Source organism: Parazoarcus communis SWub3 = DSM 12120 (assembly GCF_003226565.1).
GTDB classification, from domain to species: Bacteria; Pseudomonadota; Gammaproteobacteria; order Burkholderiales; family Rhodocyclaceae; genus Parazoarcus; species Parazoarcus communis.
In genome coordinates this window covers 1-15,495 of the sequence record NZ_QKOE01000036.1, presented here as the reverse complement: position 1 = coordinate 15,495, position 15,495 = coordinate 1, and the positions used below count along the sequence as shown (strand labels likewise).

General features: G+C 61.4%; 18 protein-coding genes and 4 pseudogenes. 8 read left to right on the top strand and 14 right to left on the bottom strand.

Features of this window, described 5'->3' with window-relative positions; genetic code table 11:
* Nucleotides 1-185 (top strand): annotated as a pseudogene (locus DNK49_RS22300) (IS1634 family transposase); the annotation flags it as partial.
* 123 nt (nt 186-308) lie between these two features.
* Entirely contained in the window at nt 309-434 is a 126-nt protein-coding gene (locus DNK49_RS25065; protein WP_279386434.1) for a nitroreductase family protein, read from the top strand.
* A 1-nt stretch (nt 435) separates the two neighbouring features.
* Here DNK49_RS25065 and DNK49_RS22295 read toward each other — a convergent pair whose 3' ends face one another.
* From DNK49_RS22295 to DNK49_RS22285, 4 genes and pseudogenes are all read right to left on the bottom strand, one after another.
* A complete protein-coding gene (locus tag DNK49_RS22295) occupies nt 436-693 on the bottom strand; it encodes a hypothetical protein (RefSeq protein WP_110530192.1) in 258 nt (85 codons plus the stop codon).
* Nucleotides 693-1,802: pseudogene (gene tnpC / locus DNK49_RS24845) on the bottom strand (IS66 family transposase); the annotation flags it as partial. The pseudogene tnpC and the gene DNK49_RS22295, both read right to left, overlap by 1 nt.
* A 12-nt stretch (nt 1,803-1,814) precedes the next feature.
* Nucleotides 1,815-2,597: pseudogene (locus DNK49_RS24840) on the bottom strand (DUF1016 N-terminal domain-containing protein); the annotation flags it as partial.
* A complete protein-coding gene (locus DNK49_RS22285) occupies nt 2,587-2,991 on the bottom strand; it encodes a type I restriction-modification system subunit M N-terminal domain-containing protein (RefSeq protein WP_110530186.1) in 405 nt (134 codons plus the stop codon). The pseudogene DNK49_RS24840 and the gene DNK49_RS22285, both read right to left, overlap by 11 nt.
* A 254-nt stretch (nt 2,992-3,245) precedes the next feature.
* Here DNK49_RS22285 and DNK49_RS25215 point away from each other — a divergent pair, with 254 nt between their 5' ends.
* The 5 genes from DNK49_RS25215 (at nt 3,246) to DNK49_RS22255 (ending at nt 6,293) form a co-directional block, all read left to right on the top strand.
* Nucleotides 3,246-3,521 (top strand): transposase, encoded by a 276-nt coding sequence (locus DNK49_RS25215; RefSeq protein WP_243632481.1) that lies wholly within the window; start codon nt 3,246-3,248, stop codon nt 3,519-3,521.
* A 188-nt stretch (nt 3,522-3,709) separates the two neighbouring features.
* Nucleotides 3,710-4,288 carry a hypothetical protein gene (locus tag DNK49_RS22270; RefSeq protein ID WP_110530183.1) on the top strand — a complete coding sequence of 193 codons (579 nt, stop codon included), beginning with the start codon at nt 3,710-3,712 and terminating at the stop codon, nt 4,286-4,288.
* A 210-nt stretch (nt 4,289-4,498) separates the two neighbouring features.
* Entirely contained in the window at nt 4,499-5,137 is a 639-nt protein-coding gene (locus DNK49_RS22265; protein WP_110530180.1) for an NAD(P)H-dependent oxidoreductase, read from the top strand.
* A 252-nt stretch (nt 5,138-5,389) separates the two neighbouring features.
* The gene (locus DNK49_RS22260) at nt 5,390-5,953 is read left to right on the top strand and encodes a hypothetical protein (RefSeq protein WP_110530177.1); all 564 of its coding nucleotides are present in this window, start codon (nt 5,390-5,392) and stop codon (nt 5,951-5,953) included.
* Nucleotides 5,954-5,963: 10 nt separating this feature from the next.
* A complete protein-coding gene (locus tag DNK49_RS22255) occupies nt 5,964-6,293 on the top strand; it encodes a hypothetical protein (RefSeq protein ID WP_110530174.1) in 330 nt (109 codons plus the stop codon).
* Between the two features lie 221 nt (nt 6,294-6,514).
* Here the strand turns inward: DNK49_RS22255 and DNK49_RS22250 are convergent, their stop codons facing one another.
* Nucleotides 6,515-7,369, bottom strand: coding sequence for an AraC family transcriptional regulator (locus tag DNK49_RS22250; RefSeq protein ID WP_110530171.1), 855 nt, complete (start codon nt 7,367-7,369; stop codon nt 6,515-6,517).
* A 144-nt stretch (nt 7,370-7,513) separates the two neighbouring features.
* Between DNK49_RS22250 and DNK49_RS22245 the strand changes: the two genes are divergently transcribed.
* A complete protein-coding gene (locus DNK49_RS22245) occupies nt 7,514-7,942 on the top strand; it encodes an organic hydroperoxide resistance protein (RefSeq protein ID WP_110530168.1) in 429 nt (142 codons plus the stop codon).
* 84 nt (nt 7,943-8,026) lie between these two features.
* On the opposite strand, the gene DNK49_RS22240 is transcribed toward DNK49_RS22245, so the two are convergent.
* The 9 genes and pseudogenes from DNK49_RS22240 to DNK49_RS22205 all read right to left on the bottom strand — a co-directional run.
* On the bottom strand, nt 8,027-8,896 hold the full coding sequence (locus tag DNK49_RS22240) for a LysR substrate-binding domain-containing protein (RefSeq protein ID WP_110530165.1): 870 nt from the start codon (nt 8,894-8,896) through the stop codon (nt 8,027-8,029).
* The gene (locus tag DNK49_RS25210; RefSeq protein WP_368737414.1) at nt 8,889-9,104 is read right to left on the bottom strand and encodes a 4'-phosphopantetheinyl transferase superfamily protein; all 216 of its coding nucleotides are present in this window, start codon (nt 9,102-9,104) and stop codon (nt 8,889-8,891) included. Before DNK49_RS25210 ends, DNK49_RS22240 begins: the two co-directional genes overlap by 8 nt.
* A gap of 12 nt (nt 9,105-9,116) precedes the next feature.
* Nucleotides 9,117-9,977 (bottom strand): tryptophan synthase subunit alpha, encoded by an 861-nt coding sequence (gene trpA / locus DNK49_RS22230; RefSeq protein ID WP_207807088.1) that lies wholly within the window; start codon nt 9,975-9,977, stop codon nt 9,117-9,119.
* Nucleotides 9,977-11,206, bottom strand: coding sequence for a tryptophan synthase subunit beta (trpB, locus tag DNK49_RS22225; RefSeq protein ID WP_243632480.1), 1,230 nt, complete (start codon nt 11,204-11,206; stop codon nt 9,977-9,979). Before trpB ends, trpA begins: the two co-directional genes overlap by 1 nt.
* A 141-nt stretch (nt 11,207-11,347) precedes the next feature.
* Entirely contained in the window at nt 11,348-12,562 is a 1,215-nt protein-coding gene (locus DNK49_RS22220; protein ID WP_243632482.1) for an IS4 family transposase, read from the bottom strand.
* Between the two features lie 62 nt (nt 12,563-12,624).
* The gene (locus tag DNK49_RS23980; RefSeq protein WP_133255147.1) at nt 12,625-12,864 is read right to left on the bottom strand and encodes a hypothetical protein; all 240 of its coding nucleotides are present in this window, start codon (nt 12,862-12,864) and stop codon (nt 12,625-12,627) included.
* Nucleotides 12,861-13,982, bottom strand: a complete 1,122-nt coding sequence (locus tag DNK49_RS22215) for a WD40 repeat domain-containing protein (RefSeq protein ID WP_110530155.1) — start codon at nt 13,980-13,982, stop codon at nt 12,861-12,863. The genes DNK49_RS23980 and DNK49_RS22215 overlap by 4 nt, the downstream gene beginning before the upstream one ends.
* A gap of 2 nt (nt 13,983-13,984) precedes the next feature.
* Nucleotides 13,985-14,728, bottom strand: a complete 744-nt coding sequence (locus tag DNK49_RS22210; RefSeq protein WP_110530153.1) for a hypothetical protein — start codon at nt 14,726-14,728, stop codon at nt 13,985-13,987.
* Nucleotides 14,729-15,060: 332 nt separating this feature from the next.
* Nucleotides 15,061-15,495, bottom strand: a pseudogene (locus DNK49_RS22205) (hypothetical protein); the annotation flags it as partial.

Sequence of the window (15,495 nt, the reverse complement as noted above, 5' to 3'; positions counted from 1 at the left end):
CTGATGTGGGCTACACGCCCGAGCGGGCGCTTGAGCAACTGCAGCGCATTCAGCATCACCGCGTGCGTCTGAACGGCGGGGAGCCGGTGACAGGGGTGTCGACGCTCAGCACGGAACAGCATGAGGTACTTCATGCATTAGGAATCGAAAAACTAGCGGCGCCGGAGCAGTTGGCGCTGTTGTAGTGGCATTTTTGAAAGTGCGCTCTATAAAAAACAAGAACTTGCGAGCGTAACTGTCGAACTCCGGTCCACAGTCTCCATCAAACATCTCCCGGGCGGCACCTCGCCGTCCCCACAGGAAACCCCATGTCCGACACGCTGCAAAAACTGCAATGGCGCTACGCCACCAAGAAGTTCGACCCCACCCGCAAGCTCTCGCCGGAGCAGCTCGAGTACATCGTAAGCGTCCGACGATCGGCGTCTTGCAAGTGATTCAGCGGTTTGGGTTGATCTCATCGGTGAACTCGCCCTCATCCCATGCACGGGCGATGGCGGCATCGAGGCGAGTCAGCAGCTGGTAGAGGGACTCGCCATCGCGGCGCTGTAGCATCGCTAGGCAGTCACTCTCGTCACGCGCGACGGCGGCACACTCCACCGGCCCGACGGCGCCGAGCGAGATCTCGCCACCATTCGAGATCAGCCAATCCACGTTCTTGAGCGCTGCTAGCGGGTCGGTGTTGGGATGTTTCATCAAGCGGCCTTCTGCTCTGGAGCCAGCACCTTCAGTTCGACCTTCCACGGCAACAGCTCATCGACACGATTGACCGGATGCTCGGCGATGCGGCCGATCACATGTCGCAGGTAAGCCTCGGGGTCGAGGCCGTTGAGCTTAGCCGTGCCGATCAGGCTGTAGATTGCCGCTGCGCGCTCGCCCCCGGCGTCGGAGCCCGCGAAGAGGTAATTCTTCCTCCCCAGGGCGACCGTACGCAGCGCCCGTTCGGCGGCGTTGTTGTCGATCTCGATGCGCCCGTTGGTGCTGTAGCGCACGAGCGCGTCCCAGCGGGTGAGCGCATAGCGGATCGCCTCGGCCAGGGCCGATTTCTGCGAGAGTTGCTTGAGGGTGACGTCGAGCCAGGCGCGCAACGCAACCAAGACGGGGCCGGCGCGCGCTTGCCGCTCGGCCCGGCGCAGCTCGGGCGGTTTGCCGCGAACAGACTCTTCCACCGCGTACAGCATGCCGATCTGCTTGAGCGCCTCGGCCGCCAGGGGCGAGGCCTGCGCCTTGTGCAGGTCGTAGAACTTGCGCCGCACATGCGCCCAGCAGGCGGCTTCCTGGATGGTGCCGCCTAGATAGAGCGGTGCGAATCCGGCAAAGGCGTCGGCCTGCAGCACGCCCTTGAAGTGCGCGAGGTGGCGTTGCGGGTGCTCGCCCCGGCGATTGGGCGAGTAGGCGAACCACACGGCCGGGGGCGTCTCGTCGCCTGCAGGGCCGTCGTCACGCACGTAGGTCCACAGCCGACCGGTCCGGGTCTGGCCTTCGCCCGGCGAGAGTACCGGCACCGGTGTGTCATCGGCGTGCAGCTTGGAGGCCGAGAGCACATGCTTGCGCAGCGCCTGGACCAGCGGACGCAGCAGCGTATTGCATTGCCCCACCCAGTCGGCCAGCGTGGAGCGCTCGAGTTCGACACCCTCCCGAGCGTAGATGGTGCTCTGGCGGTACAGCGGCAGGTGATCGCAATACTTCGCGACCAGCACATGGGCCAAGAGCCCGGCGCCGGCCAGCCCCCGGGCGATCGGTCGCGCGGGCGCGTTCGCCTGCACGATCGTGTCGCAGCGGCTGCAGGCGAACTTCGGGCGCACATGGCCGAGTTCGAGCAGGAAGTCCTGCAGCTTGTCGAGCAGCGCGTCTTCGAGCTGGCCTTCGCTCATCACTTCGCGCGGCTGGAGGCCGAGGAATTCGAAGACGTAGGGGTCGCGGATGAGGTCGCGGCGGCTGGCCGGTTCGGCACCGGCCTGGGCCAGCGTGGCCAGCGTGGTTTTGTCGGTGGACACGCCACACCGCTCGAAATACTGGCTGGCGATCTGGCGCTTGAGTTCGCGCACCGACCAGTTGCCGCGCAGGGCTTCGGTTTCGTAGAAGGTGCGCTGGAGTGGGTCGACGCATTGCAGCAGTTCGGCAAAATGCGAGAACGACAGGCGCTCCAGCAGCAGGCGGCCGGCGTTTGCCGGCGGCGAGGAAGGCGTCTCGGCCATTGATGATTCGGGAGACGCCTCCCGCATGTCGGCGACGGGCCATTGGGCGGAGAGTGTCTGCCGGATCGCCAGCGGGAAAAGTTGGTTGCCGGATTCGGGAGACAGCGTCTCCCGAATCTGCGGGTAAGCGAGGTAGAACTGGCGGAAGCGGCGCAGTTCGCGCGCTTCGACGCGCTTGAGGCCACCCTGCTGCAACCGTTGCGCCAGGGTGTCGAGTAGACGCTCGCCGTAGCGGGCGCGGTCGGCACCAGACTGTTCGTAGGTCTGGATGTAGTGGCCGATCATCCAGTTGCGCAGGGTCAGGCTGACGTTGACGGCCTTGGCGGCCTGATCGGCCAGCGCCGCATGAGCGCGCTCGATGGCCGCGACGAGGTCGTCGAAGCCGGGCGCCTTAGCGTTCATAGCCCAGCCCGGCCAGATTCTTGCGGATTACCGCTTCCAGCCGGGCGCTTTCGGCGAACTGGTCGCGCAGGGTGGAGGTCAGGCGGGCCAGCGCAGGCACCCAGAAGACGTTCTTTTTGGTGTAATAGTCGCGGGCTTCGAGTTCCTGTTCGATCATTTCGGCGTCGACGTTGCCGGATTCGTCACCGAGGTAATAGTCGTTGGCCGGGTCGTGGAAAGCGTCTTCCCGTTCGTCGCGACGCTCCTTGAAGGCGTCGGAAACGTACTTCAGGAAAACCAGTCCGAGCACCACGTGCATGTAGTGGCCCGGATTGACGTTGGCGCGCAGTCGGTCGGCGGCGGACCACAGGCGTTTGTCGAGATCGTTCAGGTATTGTTGCCCAGCGTTGTTCATATTTGATTGGTTATCCTGGCTGGCAAGCCATCGTGGCCGCGACGGCCACAGAAGGCGACATTTTACACAGCCGATGCAGGAAAATCCGGATGACATAATGGAAAGAGGCTTTTGTCAGCATTCCCAATAGCTCGGGAACAGCCGCTGATTACATCTCGACCATAGCAGCCTGATGCACAAACTCTGGAATCTGGTCGAAGTTCGTGTAGCGATACACATCGGCGGCCTTGGCGTTGACCAGCTTGATCTGCTTCATGTACTCCGGCACCGTGACGATGCGGCCGGCCAGGGCACATCGCGGCGAGCTCGGCGGAGCCGAGGTAGACGCGGGTGTCGACGCGCAGGCCCACGGCACTGGCTCCGAACAAGAACTGCGCCTGCCGGTAGTCGAGGCGGTCTTCGGCAAGCTGAGAAACAACAAGCGGCTCCATCGCTTCACATTGCGCGGGCACGCCAGGGTCGATGGGCAGTGGAAGCGCTACTGCCTGGTGCACAACATCGAGAAGTTGGCCTACCATGTATATGCATAATAAGTGGAGCAGGCACTGGTGATACACCTCTCAATGCTTGCAATGGAAAGGCACCAACGACGAAAGACGAACCCATGACGGACTCAAGCTGATTCGGACCGGGATATGATGAACAAGACATCGTCGGCTATCGCCGACAGGCGCTGCTTGCCCGGGAATCGGGTTTTTCTACACCGTCGTTAGCCGTCATGGAAGCCTCTGTCCTTGCATCGATCGTGGCTGCCCTCGCTGCTCTTGGTGGCGTCGCGCTTACTGCTTACGTCCAATCACGCAACCAGGCGAGAAACCAGACGTTTTTGGCATTCACCGATGTTGAGAAGCACCGTCGCGAGCAGAGCGCTCGTGAGCGCGTTGAAACCCTGAACAGGCTTGTTGCGATGCACAAGCTGGTAAGCAAGCTCCAGCGCGAATTCTCGATCACGACGCTCGACATCCTCTGGAGAGCAAAGACAACAGAGGACTCTTACGACGCCCGATACCTAGAGATATGCGCTGAGGCGGACGACTTGAGGGCACTTGCCCAGCTTCACGAACCTGCCGCCTGCGACGATGTGGAGCGAATGCACGGGCAAATGAATATCTTCTGGGGGAACTTTAAGAACCTGCTGTATCAGTGCTCCAAGGGAGAGAAGATCGATCATCGCAGTTCATTTCTATCAGAAGCACATGAAGCGGCGAAAGAGATTGGTGCGCTCGGAAGCAAAGTCAAACGTCATTTGGCAGAGCGGGTGCAGGAAGTGCGAAATGACGGCCAAGTCGAACGTTGAACAACAGCTTTCCTCAAAACGCTGCGGTCGCATCTGGGTCAATAACTACCCAAGCCATAACACCCTGACAGCCCTCCCCAGCCAACAAACCTCCCCCCAACTGAACCCCAGCCCCCACAACCAGTCCACGCACCGGACGCGCCAACAGGCCTCCACAATCTCCATCAAACATCTCCCGGGCGGCACCTCGCCGTCCCCACAGGAAACCCCATGTCCGACACGCTGCAAAAACTGCAATGGCGCTACGCCACCAAGAAGTTCGACCCTACCCGCAAGCTCTCGCCGGAGCAGCTCGAGTACATTCTCGAGGCCATCCGCCTGACCGCCACCTCCAGCGGCCTGCAGCCCTATGAGGTGCTGGTGGTGAACAACCCCGAGTTGCGCGCGCGCATCCAGCCACACGCCTGGAACCAGGCCCAGGTCACCGAGGCTTCGCACCTGCTGGTGTTTGCCGCCTGGGACAACTACACCGCCGAGCGCATCAACGCGATGTTCGATCTGGTGAATGAGGCGCGTGGTTTCCGCAACGAGGGCTGGGAGAACTACCGCAACTTCCTGCTGCAAACCTACCCGCCGCGCGATCCGGAGGTGAACTTCCAGCACGCGGCCCGTCAGGCCTACATTGGCCTGGGTTCGGCGCTGATCGCCGCGGCCGAGCTGAAAGTGGACTGCACGCCGATGGAAGGCTTCGACCCGGACAAGGTGGACGAGATCCTGGACCTGCGCGCCCGTGGGCTGCGCTCGGTGCTGATGCTGCCGCTGGGCTATCGTGCTGAGCAGGGCGACTGGCTGGTGGATCTGAAAAAAGTGCGCCGCGCACGCGAGCAGTTCGTCACCGAGATCGACTGATCAGCTTTGCCGATGTGGCCCGCCCTGCGGCGGGCCAACTAGCCGGATGTCATGCTTTTCATTCCTCACAAGTTCATGCAGAATCGGCCCTCAACAGTTTCAATGAAAACGTCATTGAAACTGTTGAGGGCCGACTGATCATTCACTTCGTGTAGTAACGCCGTTCGATCATCCGGTACGGCAAACACGCGGCTGAACGCAAGCTCAGGCCGCGTGACGTTCTGGCCGCATTGACGCTATTTGGGAGCGCGGATGTATCGAACCCTTGTCCTTGCCGCATTTCTCTTCTTGCCCACGCTCTCGAACGCGCAAACCTGTGACGTTCCCGCATTCGAGGCCTTTGCAGTACCGGACGCTTCGGGCAGTTCGGAAAAGCCCGCCTTGCAGATCGACATGCACCCCGTCGCCCAACTACGAATCCCAACGGGGTTTTCCAGGATCGGTGCGCTGCCAGGAGGCAGTGTGGGCTTTGGTCAGCACCCAGCGGGGATGTCTGTACTCCTGGGGTTTGAGACAAGGGAATCCATTTCGATTCATCAGCAAAGCGTAGCACCCGCCGAGTTTCTGCTTGCAATCTTCAAAGGTCTCAACCCGGACGGATGCCGCTACCTGGCGCACTACCAACTCGAATCCCAGGATTATCGTTTGCACGCCAGACTCGAAAAGGGCACCGAGCTTTTTGCTTACGGGAAAGGGGCGCGCCACCAGTTCTATTTGATCAGGCCAGACACCCCCGACTTTGTTCTGACAGGATTGTTTAGAAACATGAGTCGTGGTGAATTCGAGGCAATTCTGACCACCCTTACGATCGAGTGAGAGGCGCAAGATGGAACCCATTACCGAAGATGAAGCAAGGGAAGTACGGGATGTGCTGGAAAAACTCTATGGGCCCATGGCTAGAACGTGGCGTATCAATACGGCCATCTACGAGCTTCTTGGGCAATTGATCATTCAAAGCAAGCAGTGTTCGAAGGCGATGACTCTTGTTCCACGCCCATGGGATTTTTCCCATCCCATCAAGTGGGCGCAGAAGCAGGTTCGCCAAGCAATCATCCGCTATCTAAAGACGCCAGAAGGACAGCACTACACAGTCTGCATGCGGACTGCCGCGTTGAGCATGCGCAGTGATTTCGAGATGGCTTCTTTGGGGTTTTGATCGACGCCCAACGATCAAGCTCATGTCATGAACACCCAGCTAGGCGCAGATCGCCGCGGCCGAGCAGGGCAACTGGCTGGTGGATCTGAAAAAAGTGCGCCGCGCACGCGAGCAGTTCGTCACCGAGATCGACTGATCAGTTTTGCCGATGCGGCCCGCCCTGCGGCGGGCTGTAAATGTGACGCCCGACCGGGCAGGCACGACCGACTGCACGCAGTCAGCTAGCGCAACGAATCTCCGGCCCTCTCCTCACCCGCCTCGCGCTTGCCCCAGGCCCGGGGCGACAGGCCGGTTTGTGCTTTGAAGGCGCGTGACAGTGCGGCTTCGCTGCCGTAGCCGACTTCGTCTGCGACCCATTTTAGCGCCCTGCCCTGGCGCAACAGCCGCTGTGCCAGCCGGATGCGCCAGCCTTGCAGGTAGGCCCCCGGGGTGCAGCCGATGGTGTTGCGGAAGGTGTTGGCGAACACGCTGCGCGACATGCCGGCGCGCGCGGCCAGTGCCTCCAGCGACCAGTCCTGCTGCGGCGTTTCGTGCATGGCCACCAGCGCAAAGCGCAGGCGCGGATGGGACATGCCGGCCAGCATGCCGGCCTGGGCCTGGCCTTGCTCCATCAGGTGGCGCAGGATCTTGATCAGCGCCACCTCGAACAGCCGGTCCAGCATCGCCTGCCGGCCACAGTAGCGGTTGAAGGCTTCGTCAAACAGCAGGCTCAGCACTTCGCCCATGCCCTCGACCGTGGCCAGCGGCAGGCAGAGGAAGGGCGGCAGCGCAGAGACCACCGGGTTGTCGCGGCCGCCTTCGAAGCGCAGCCGGGCGCAGACGAAATCCGCCCCCTGTTCGGGGTCGGTGACGAAGCGGTGTGCCAGTGGCCCCGGATAAAACAGCAAGCTGGGTTGGCTGATGCGGGCTGCGGTGATGCCACCGTGCAGCACCTCGACCGCGCCGTTGCGGATCAGGTGCAGATGGCCAAGCCCCTCGCCGTCGTCCAGTTCGTTGATGCCGCACAGCGCACCGGCCTGGAACACCTGGGCGTGAACCGGAAAGTGCGCCAGCAAGGCATCCAGCCGGTCGACCATCAAATACTCCTGATCAAGTTTTACGGACTTTACGCATCAAATGATATCAAGAATGCGGGCAAAGTACGTCCTGCCGACAGGGCACGCCGCACCGCCCGATCGCTGAAGCCCCTTTGATTCATTACCGACATCAGGAGTCCTGCCATGAGCATCGAAAAAGTTCTCTACACCGGTCACGCCAGCGCCACAGGCGGTCGCGATGGTCGCGCCACCTCTTCGGACGGCGTGCTGGACGTCAAGCTGACCACCCCGCGCGAACTGGGCGGCGCCGGTGGCGAAGGCACCAACCCCGAACAACTGTTTGCCGCAGGCTATTCGGCCTGCTTTCTTGGTGCGCTGAAGTTTGTCGCCGCCCGCGACAAGGTGGCCCTGCCGGCCTCCACCCGCATCGACGGCAAGGTGGGCATCGGCGCCATTCCGACCGGCTTCGGCATCGAGGTGGAGCTGCGCATCAGCGTGCCCGGCCTGCCGCGCGAGCAGGTGCAGGGGCTGGTCGACCAGGCCCACATCGTGTGCCCTTACTCCAACGCCACCCGCGGCAATATTGATGTGACGCTGGTGATTGCCGACTGAGGCATCGGGCGGCTGGTACGTGGAGCCGGCCGCCCGAAGTGACCACGACCACCTGGAAAGCCAAAGCCGTAAGGCAGCTCGGCCTTACGCGCCAATTTCCTTGGACAACCAATCTAGCAAGCAGCGGATCGGCGATGGCACATCGCCGCCAGCGCGCGTGCAAAAGTAGATAGCCGCACCGGTAGCGCAGAATCCGAAGGGCGCCTGCAATGCCCCCGACGCCAAGTCGCGCCGCACCAACAACTCGGGTGCAATGGCAAAGCCCAGACCACGACGTGCCGCCTCAAGCGTCAAAGTCAGACTGTCGAAGCGACGGCCGCCCTCCAGCACAAGGGGCTCACTGGCAGCACGGGCCCATTCCTGCCATGCCAGCGGCCGCGACGTGGTATGCAGCAACGCGCCCTGCAAGTCACGCCCACAAAGAGCTTGCTGCGTCCAATTCGCGGCACATACTGGGCCGATAACGTCGTGGACGAGATGGACAGCGACTACATCCACCGAACTGGGAGCCGGTCCACCGACAATCATCACATCCACGCTGCGCGCGGCCAGCGCGGCCAGATCGTCCGCGACACGTAGATCCAGAGTGACTTCAGGGTGTAGCTGTTCGAAGCGCTCCAGGCTGGGAATCAGCCAATTCCCGATGAAACTACCCGAACAGCCAACCCTCACCCGTCTGTCTGCATCGCGGTGACGGATGCGTTGGCACTCCGACTCCAGCGTACCAAATACCTTGATGCACACGGCCTGCAATGCCGCACCGGCCTCGGTCAGGCGAATACCATCCGCCTGACGTGTAAACAAGTCTTCGTCCAGCCATGTTTCCAATGCGCGAATCTGATGGCTGACCGCGCCATGGGTCACACACAGCGCTTCCGCCGCCTTGGTAAAACTATCGTAACCTGCGGCAACTTCAAAAACTTGCAAAGCCCGCAGAGGTGGCAATTTACGCATGCACTGACCTAAGCCGTCCTCGGTTGAATGGAAATGCCGCAGTCAGACGATGACACCAGACTTCACCATCCGGCGAGGCGTCGTCTTCCCGCCCAATCCCTGAATCCCTACCTGATCGTTCAACCATACCAGTACCGAGAGCCTTCGCCGATGCCTCCTTCACGGTCCAGCAGCGATAGAAGACTGGCTTGATGACTGGACAACGCACCAACTCGGTACCTCAATCCCGCGTCTGGATTGCATCGAGTGCATCAGCCAGTGGTCTGTCGTCTCCGGCGCCCGATCTCAAGGCGTTGAGAAAGGCCCGGACTGTCTCCCTGCAGCGTGTCACAGCCCCTTCCGATGGCCCATCCTGGATCGCTTGCACCAAGGCCGAACCGACAACAACGAGGTCCGCCGCCTGTGCAAATGTCCGGGCCTGTTCCTGCGTGCGAATACCGAAGCCGGCTGCGATCGGCAGCGTGGTACACGCCCGCAGTTCTCCAAGCACGCCCATCTGCAATTCCGGCTGGACAAGCTGGGCTCCGGTAGTACCGTTCAACATCACTTGGTAAACGAACCCTTCGGCCTGATCCAGAATCTTGGCGCGACGCACTTGGTCTGAAGTTTGAGCGACCATCTGGATGAGGCTCAACCCAGCCGCTTGTGCCAGTTGTCGCACCGCGTGGCCATGTTCATGGGGCAGATCCACCAAGATCAACGCATCGGCACCTGCACCTGCAGCATCACGCATGAAGCGCTCAACCCCGTAGGCCAGGATTGGGTTGAGATAGCCCATCAGAATCGCCGGTGTATCGGACCGGCGCCGACGCCAATCCCCCAGCAGTTGCAGAGTCTTGGCCACTGTCTGACCGCCCGCGAGGGCACGCATGTGAGCCCCTTGCAGAATCGGACCATCTGCGACCGGGTCTGAAAACGGCAGGCCAATCTCCACCATATCCGCCTCTCCTGCGGCATCCAGCAAGGCTAACGAAGTCTCGAAGTCCGGATCGCCGGCACACAGATAGACGATCAGACCGGCGCGCGCTTCGCTGTGCAGCCGCGCCAGGGTGGATTCAATACGCGATATGAGCGGCTGCATTACGCGCCTCCAAAAGCATCGAAATCGAGGACCGTATCCACGTCCTTGTCGCCACGGCCACTAAGATTGACAACTACGGCAGCGCCGGCCGGTAGGGTTGCCACCAGGTGACGGGCGAAGGCCAACGCATGAGCACTCTCCAGCGCCGGCAGGATGCCCTCACTGCGGCTCAACCAGCGGTAGGCCGCCACCGCTTCATCGTCGGTGGCGCTGCCGTAACTGACCCGCCCCGACTCGAACCACTCAGCATGAAGAGGACCGATACCCGGGTAATCGAGCCCAGCCGACACCGAGTGAGTGTCCATGATCTGACCATCACCGTCCTGCAAGAGATACGTTCGATTGCCATGCAGGACCCCAGGTCGGCCACGCTGCAGCGACGCGGCGTGCGCACCGCTGTCGAGACCACGGCCAGCAGCCTCGACCCCGTACAGCTTCACACCGCGGTCTGCCAGAAAAGGAATGAACAAGCCGGCAGCATTCGAGCCACCACCTACACAGGCCACCAGCGCATCGGGCGGCGCACCGGTCAGGCGCAGAAACTGTTCCCGCGCCTCGCGCCCGATCACCTGCTGGAAGTCACACACCATCTGCGGGTAAGGATGCGGGCCAGCCCCTGTACCCAGGAGGTAATAGGTATCGTCCACATGGGTAATCCAGTCGCGCAGGGCCTCGTTCATCGCGTCCTTGAGGGTGGCACTCCCCGTATCCACTGGCTGCACCCGCGCGCCCAACAGCTCCATGCGTTTGACGTTGGGCAACTGGTGCTCCATATCGCGTCGCCCCATATAGATCATGCAGGGAATACCAAACAGGGCGCACACACTTGCGGTCGCCACGCCGTGCTGCCCTGCCCCTGTTTCGGCAATGACACGGCGCTTACCCATGCGTTTGGCCAACAGAATCTGGCCGATGCAGTTGTTGATCTTGTGGGCCCCGGTGTGATTGAGATCTTCGCGTTTCAGAAAGATCCGCACCCCGCCTGACTCTGCACTGAGCCGGCGCGCCAGGAACAGCGGCGACGGCCGCCCTACGTAATCCTGCAATAGCTGACCGTACTCATGCCAAAAGTCTGGCGAGGAACGTACCTCCGCGTAGCGCGCCGCCAACTCAGTGACCGCCGGCATCAATACCTCCGGCATATAGGCGCCGCCAAAAGGACCAAACATGCCGTCCGAATCGGCGTCGACAGCAAGAGACGGCTGATCATGAAACATCTGGGATTCCATGCGTGATTGCATGGGTCGATTTTATTCACCTGATCATCATGATTTCAAATGAATAAAACTGGCTGCTGCTGATAGTTTTATTCACGCCCTTCTGCGCAGAACGACCGCTCGCCACCCCAATCCTCTCAACTTAGGTATTGATCATACAGCAGGCTTGTAAGCATGGAACTTGTGAGGCTTGTTGCGTGGGGTTCGAGGTCGATGGCGTTCGGGAACGAATTTCTGGACGTTGAGTGCGATTTGGGTGAGGACCTCGGCCACGATGCGTGCGCCCAGGGTGGCGGTGACGAGTGCGCGGGGCAGGATGCGGCGCAGGACGTTGAAGGCCAGTGTTCGGTTGATGCGCCATGCGGTGTCGGGCACCAGATGGCGCTGGGCGGCGCACCACGCGGCCAGCGCGGCGAGGTTGTCGCACACGGCCTTGGCCCCGAAGTCCTGGCGGGCGGCCAGCCAGGACAAGCCGCTGGTGTGCTCGAGGTGGAGTCGATGCTTGAGACGCTTGAACGCCTCCTCGATGCGCCAGCGCTGATGGTAAAGTTCGGCAAAGGCCTCGAGGGGGAAACGCTCGGTGTCGCACAACGAAGTCATCAACACGCGCACCTTGCCCTGCGGCGTGATCTGGCGGATCAGGCGCACGCGCGGCGGTGTGCGCGGGCATTCATAGCCGGTTGCGTCGCGCACACTGGGTGTGGGCAAGGTGACGAACACCTCGGGTTGGCCGGAACGCATGAAGCGGCGCACCACCGCGAAGCCGTTGTCCTGGACGTCGCAGCGCATGCAGAACGGGATGTTGCGATGGATGAGCAAGGCCACCAGCCACGCGCTTGGATACCCGCGATCGAGCAGCAGCAGATCGTCCGCGGCCAACCCATCGAGATGCTCGACCAGCATCTGGCGTTCGTCGCACACCGGCTCGTAGAGGGTGAAGTGCTCGAACAGCTCGAGGCCAGGCAGGAACAGACCGAAGGCCACGGCCTCCTTGATGTAACGCACGCGGCGCTCGGGATCGAACAGCGTGAGGCGCACGTGCGAGTCGTCGCCGGCGACCAGGCGCAGGCCGCACCAGCGGGCGAAGCCGATCTCTTCGCCCACGAGCGCGAGCAGCGCGCGATTGACTCGCTCGAACACATCGGCGCGAATCTGGTGACGCGCCTTCGAGAAGGCTTGTGCAGTGACCACTCGCAGCAACCGAGTGCGCTGCGTGAGTAAAGCGAAAAAGCTGTCGAGCTCGGCCTGCACCGCACCACGAACACCACAGAGCAGGAACGCGAGCACGGTGGCGAAGGGCAGCACACGGCAGCGGGTGAAGAACTGGGGGGCGAGTCGGCTGGACTCAAGAAACTCCTGAGAGTTCAGGAAGTTGGCCAGCCGCTTTACTATATGTGCATATTTAGGAAGTCATATAAATCCTAGCGATATCAATTGGTTACGTACGTGTTATCGCATCGAACGTGGGTGATTGAAAGTTGCGACAGACGCGATAACAAAGTGCTAAGTTGAGAGGATTGCGGCACTTCCACCGGCAAGCTGCGCATCGTCGGCGCCGACTCGTTGGCGACTGTCTGCGTCACCAGGCAACCGCTGCAAAGCGCCAGGATGCACAGCCGGACGGGGAGGGAAATGAATCGCGCCAGCCCGCCAATCTTGAACACGCTCACGGAACCTCCAGCAAAACCGGCGCATGCGCCCCGGTGAGCAACCGGCGGCCATCCGGAGAGAACTGAAGTAGCTCGTTGCTGATCGACAGGCGGTCGTAGTTGAAATCGTACCGCCCCAGCAGCCGCGCCTCGTCCAGATTCCACACCAGGATGCGCCCGCCGCGCTGGGCTACCGCGAGCAGATTCCCTTGCGAGAAGGTTAGCCCAGTCACCTCGCTTTCCAGTGTGCGCTCAAACACAAGCTGGAATGGCTCCAGGTCGTACACCCGCAGAATGTCGCCCCATGCAACCGCAAAACGCTCGCGGTGGGGATGGACCGCTTGGGCGTAAGCGTCCTCCGAGCGGAAGAAACTGGGGAAACTGCAGCTTTCAATGCGCGCTGTCGAGGGCAGACTCCAGACCGAGCAGCTGCCGTTGTCTGCCAGCGTGAGTACGAAGCGCTCGCTCGCGCTCACCAGAAAAATACCCGACTCCGTTCGCCAGTGCTGGTAGTCATCCGTTGCAGGGTCGAACAACACCATTTGCCCATGTGCAAGCGTCAGCACCTTCCCATCGGCCATCAGATGCGCCGGCGGGCCATAGGCATGTGCGGTGATCACCCGCTGGATGCGCCCATCGCGCCGGTCGAGCAGTTGGGCGTCGTAGTACACATGGTTTCCGCGGACCAGCATCTCCTTATCGCGACCATCTGGGAATTCGTAGGTGTTGCTTTGCGCGGGTGCGCTGATGCTGTGGAAGGTAATCTGGCGCAAGTCCCTCTTTACGTCCGCACCGGTGTTCAGAAACGCACGTGTGCCGATGAAGAATGTGTCGTCATCGATGAACCCCAGGCCACGGAAGTTGTGCCCACGTTCATCGAAGGACCAGAGCAATTTTCCGGTTTCTGTACTGTAAAGGTTGGCGAACGTATAGTGCCGGGCCTCGAGAAAGCGTTTGCCGTCGGGGCTAAACTGCAATTGGCTCAATGTGAAGCTCGGCTCCATCTCCGGCACTTCCACAGGCAAGCTGCGCATGATTGGTGCCGACTCATTGGCGACTGTCGGCGTGACCAGGCAGCCGCTGCAAAGCGCCAGGATGCACAGTAGGGCAGGGATGGAAATGAATCGCGTCGTCCGCATGCTCATTTCCCGGCTGAAACGTAGCCGTAAAAGTACGGCAGGAACTCACCCACGGTGAGCGAGAGATGGGTGCTGTTGATCCGGTGGTAGTTGCCCCAGCTATAAACCCGGAAATCGATGCGCTCGCTATCCAGCGAGCAAGCGCCGGTTGAGGGGCAGAGGTTGCGCATCGCGATGCGAGCATTGATGTGGATGAGTTCGTCCAGCACCACCCAGTGGTCCGGGGTGAACAGTGGCGTCTTGGGCATGCCGCTGCCGAACTTCGTCCCGATGGCCCCGCCACCACCCATGATGGAGCCGCGCAGCAACAGGCAGACGAAGGCGCTAGAGTAGGACATGTTGGCCGCGAAAAGATCGTCCAGCGTGCCACCATTGACCAGCCGGGTGTGGTTACCCGTGCCATTGAAGAGACCGCAGGCATCGAACCAGGCTTCGAGGTCGGCGGGTGTAGTGATGGCTGCAGTCTGGGCGGCATGCGACATGGGCAGCAGCAGGTTGGTGGAGTCGCGCAGGCTGGCGAGGGCAACCCAATCGACCGGATCGATTTGCATCATTTTTGGGGCACTGCGCCTGCATTCTTCACTCGGTACGACCTCGAGATTGCCCAGCCGCGCCCTGCCGTGCAGCGCCAGATCCATGACATAGTCACGGTATGCATGCGGACGGTGCTTTGCAACGCAGTACATGAATGCCGCAGGACCGCAGAGGCTGGTTTCCTGTTGCGCGATCAGTTCGGGTCTGCTCATGCGCTCATTTAACTTGACATGAAAATTGACCCAGTCAGTGATCACCGCAAACGCTGGCGGTGGCTGAATCCCTGAAGATGCCGATGTGCCGCCTGCCGATGCCGCGGGACGTGTAGCAGATAAGATGCTCATGCACTGATGCTCCATGCCTGAAAGCGGAAAGACTATATGCATAATCCGCCGAGCGCAATCCCGGCTTCGACGCTTATTCCAGTTCGGAAAAACTCGTCCGTACTCTTACTCCAGATCAGTCAAGCACCTGACAGACCTTGTTTTCTCAAATTCCAAAAACCATGGGGCAATCCCGGCATTGGGGCGCTGGGGGATGTTCGTCAGCTCTGGCCCAAGCCGGTGTCGAGGGCGGCAGCTTGTGCTGCGAAGTCGTCGGGACGGCGCTTGCGGAAGGTTTCGAGATTGGCGAGCTTCCAGCGCAGTGCCGGCAGTTGCGCGGCGTGCTGGCATGCTACCCACGACCAGTCCGGTTCTGCGCGCGCCAGCCCGCTCAGAAACTGCTTGTGCGCGGTGCTCAGTCGCTGTGGCAGCTCGCGCCGCAGCCTGGCGCGAGCGTCGAGCAGTGTCTCCAGAGAGCAGTCCACTTCAGTCATGCCGACAAAGGCCCGCTCGTACTCGCCGGCGATGTCCTTGGTCTTGTCCGGATGCATCGTGAGCGCACACTGCGCGAACCTCGCATCGAGCGCCGCCCGAAGGGCTTGCGCTTCTTGTTCGGTCCGGCAATGCACCAACCCACCGTCGGCATACCGGCACCA

Coding starts and splice junctions, on each gene's coding strand:
- DNK49_RS22255 (WP_110530174.1), top strand. CDS start 5,964: ATGGAACCCATTACCGAAGATGAAGCAAGGGAAGTACGGGATGTGCTG.
- DNK49_RS22285 (WP_110530186.1), bottom strand. CDS start 2,991: ATGAACAACGCTGGGCAACAATACCTGAACGATCTCGACAAACGCCTG.
- DNK49_RS22215 (WP_110530155.1), bottom strand. CDS start 13,982: ATGCGGACGACGCGATTCATTTCCATCCCTGCCCTACTGTGCATCCTG.
- trpB (WP_243632480.1), bottom strand. CDS start 11,206: ATGGAATCCCAGATGTTTCATGATCAGCCGTCTCTTGCTGTCGACGCC.
- DNK49_RS22210 (WP_110530153.1), bottom strand. CDS start 14,728: ATGAGCAGACCCGAACTGATCGCGCAACAGGAAACCAGCCTCTGCGGT.
- DNK49_RS22295 (WP_110530192.1), bottom strand. CDS start 693: ATGAAACATCCCAACACCGACCCGCTAGCAGCGCTCAAGAACGTGGAT.
- DNK49_RS25215 (WP_243632481.1), top strand. CDS start 3,246: ATGTACTCCGGCACCGTGACGATGCGGCCGGCCAGGGCACATCGCGGC.
- DNK49_RS25065 (WP_279386434.1), top strand. CDS start 309: ATGTCCGACACGCTGCAAAAACTGCAATGGCGCTACGCCACCAAGAAG.
- DNK49_RS22245 (WP_110530168.1), top strand. CDS start 7,514: ATGAGCATCGAAAAAGTTCTCTACACCGGTCACGCCAGCGCCACAGGC.
- trpA (WP_207807088.1), bottom strand. CDS start 9,977: ATGCAGCCGCTCATATCGCGTATTGAATCCACCCTGGCGCGGCTGCAC.
- DNK49_RS22265 (WP_110530180.1), top strand. CDS start 4,499: ATGTCCGACACGCTGCAAAAACTGCAATGGCGCTACGCCACCAAGAAG.
- DNK49_RS22250 (WP_110530171.1), bottom strand. CDS start 7,369: ATGGTCGACCGGCTGGATGCCTTGCTGGCGCACTTTCCGGTTCACGCC.
- DNK49_RS22270 (WP_110530183.1), top strand. CDS start 3,710: ATGGAAGCCTCTGTCCTTGCATCGATCGTGGCTGCCCTCGCTGCTCTT.
- DNK49_RS22240 (WP_110530165.1), bottom strand. CDS start 8,896: ATGCGTAAATTGCCACCTCTGCGGGCTTTGCAAGTTTTTGAAGTTGCC.
- DNK49_RS22260 (WP_110530177.1), top strand. CDS start 5,390: ATGTATCGAACCCTTGTCCTTGCCGCATTTCTCTTCTTGCCCACGCTC.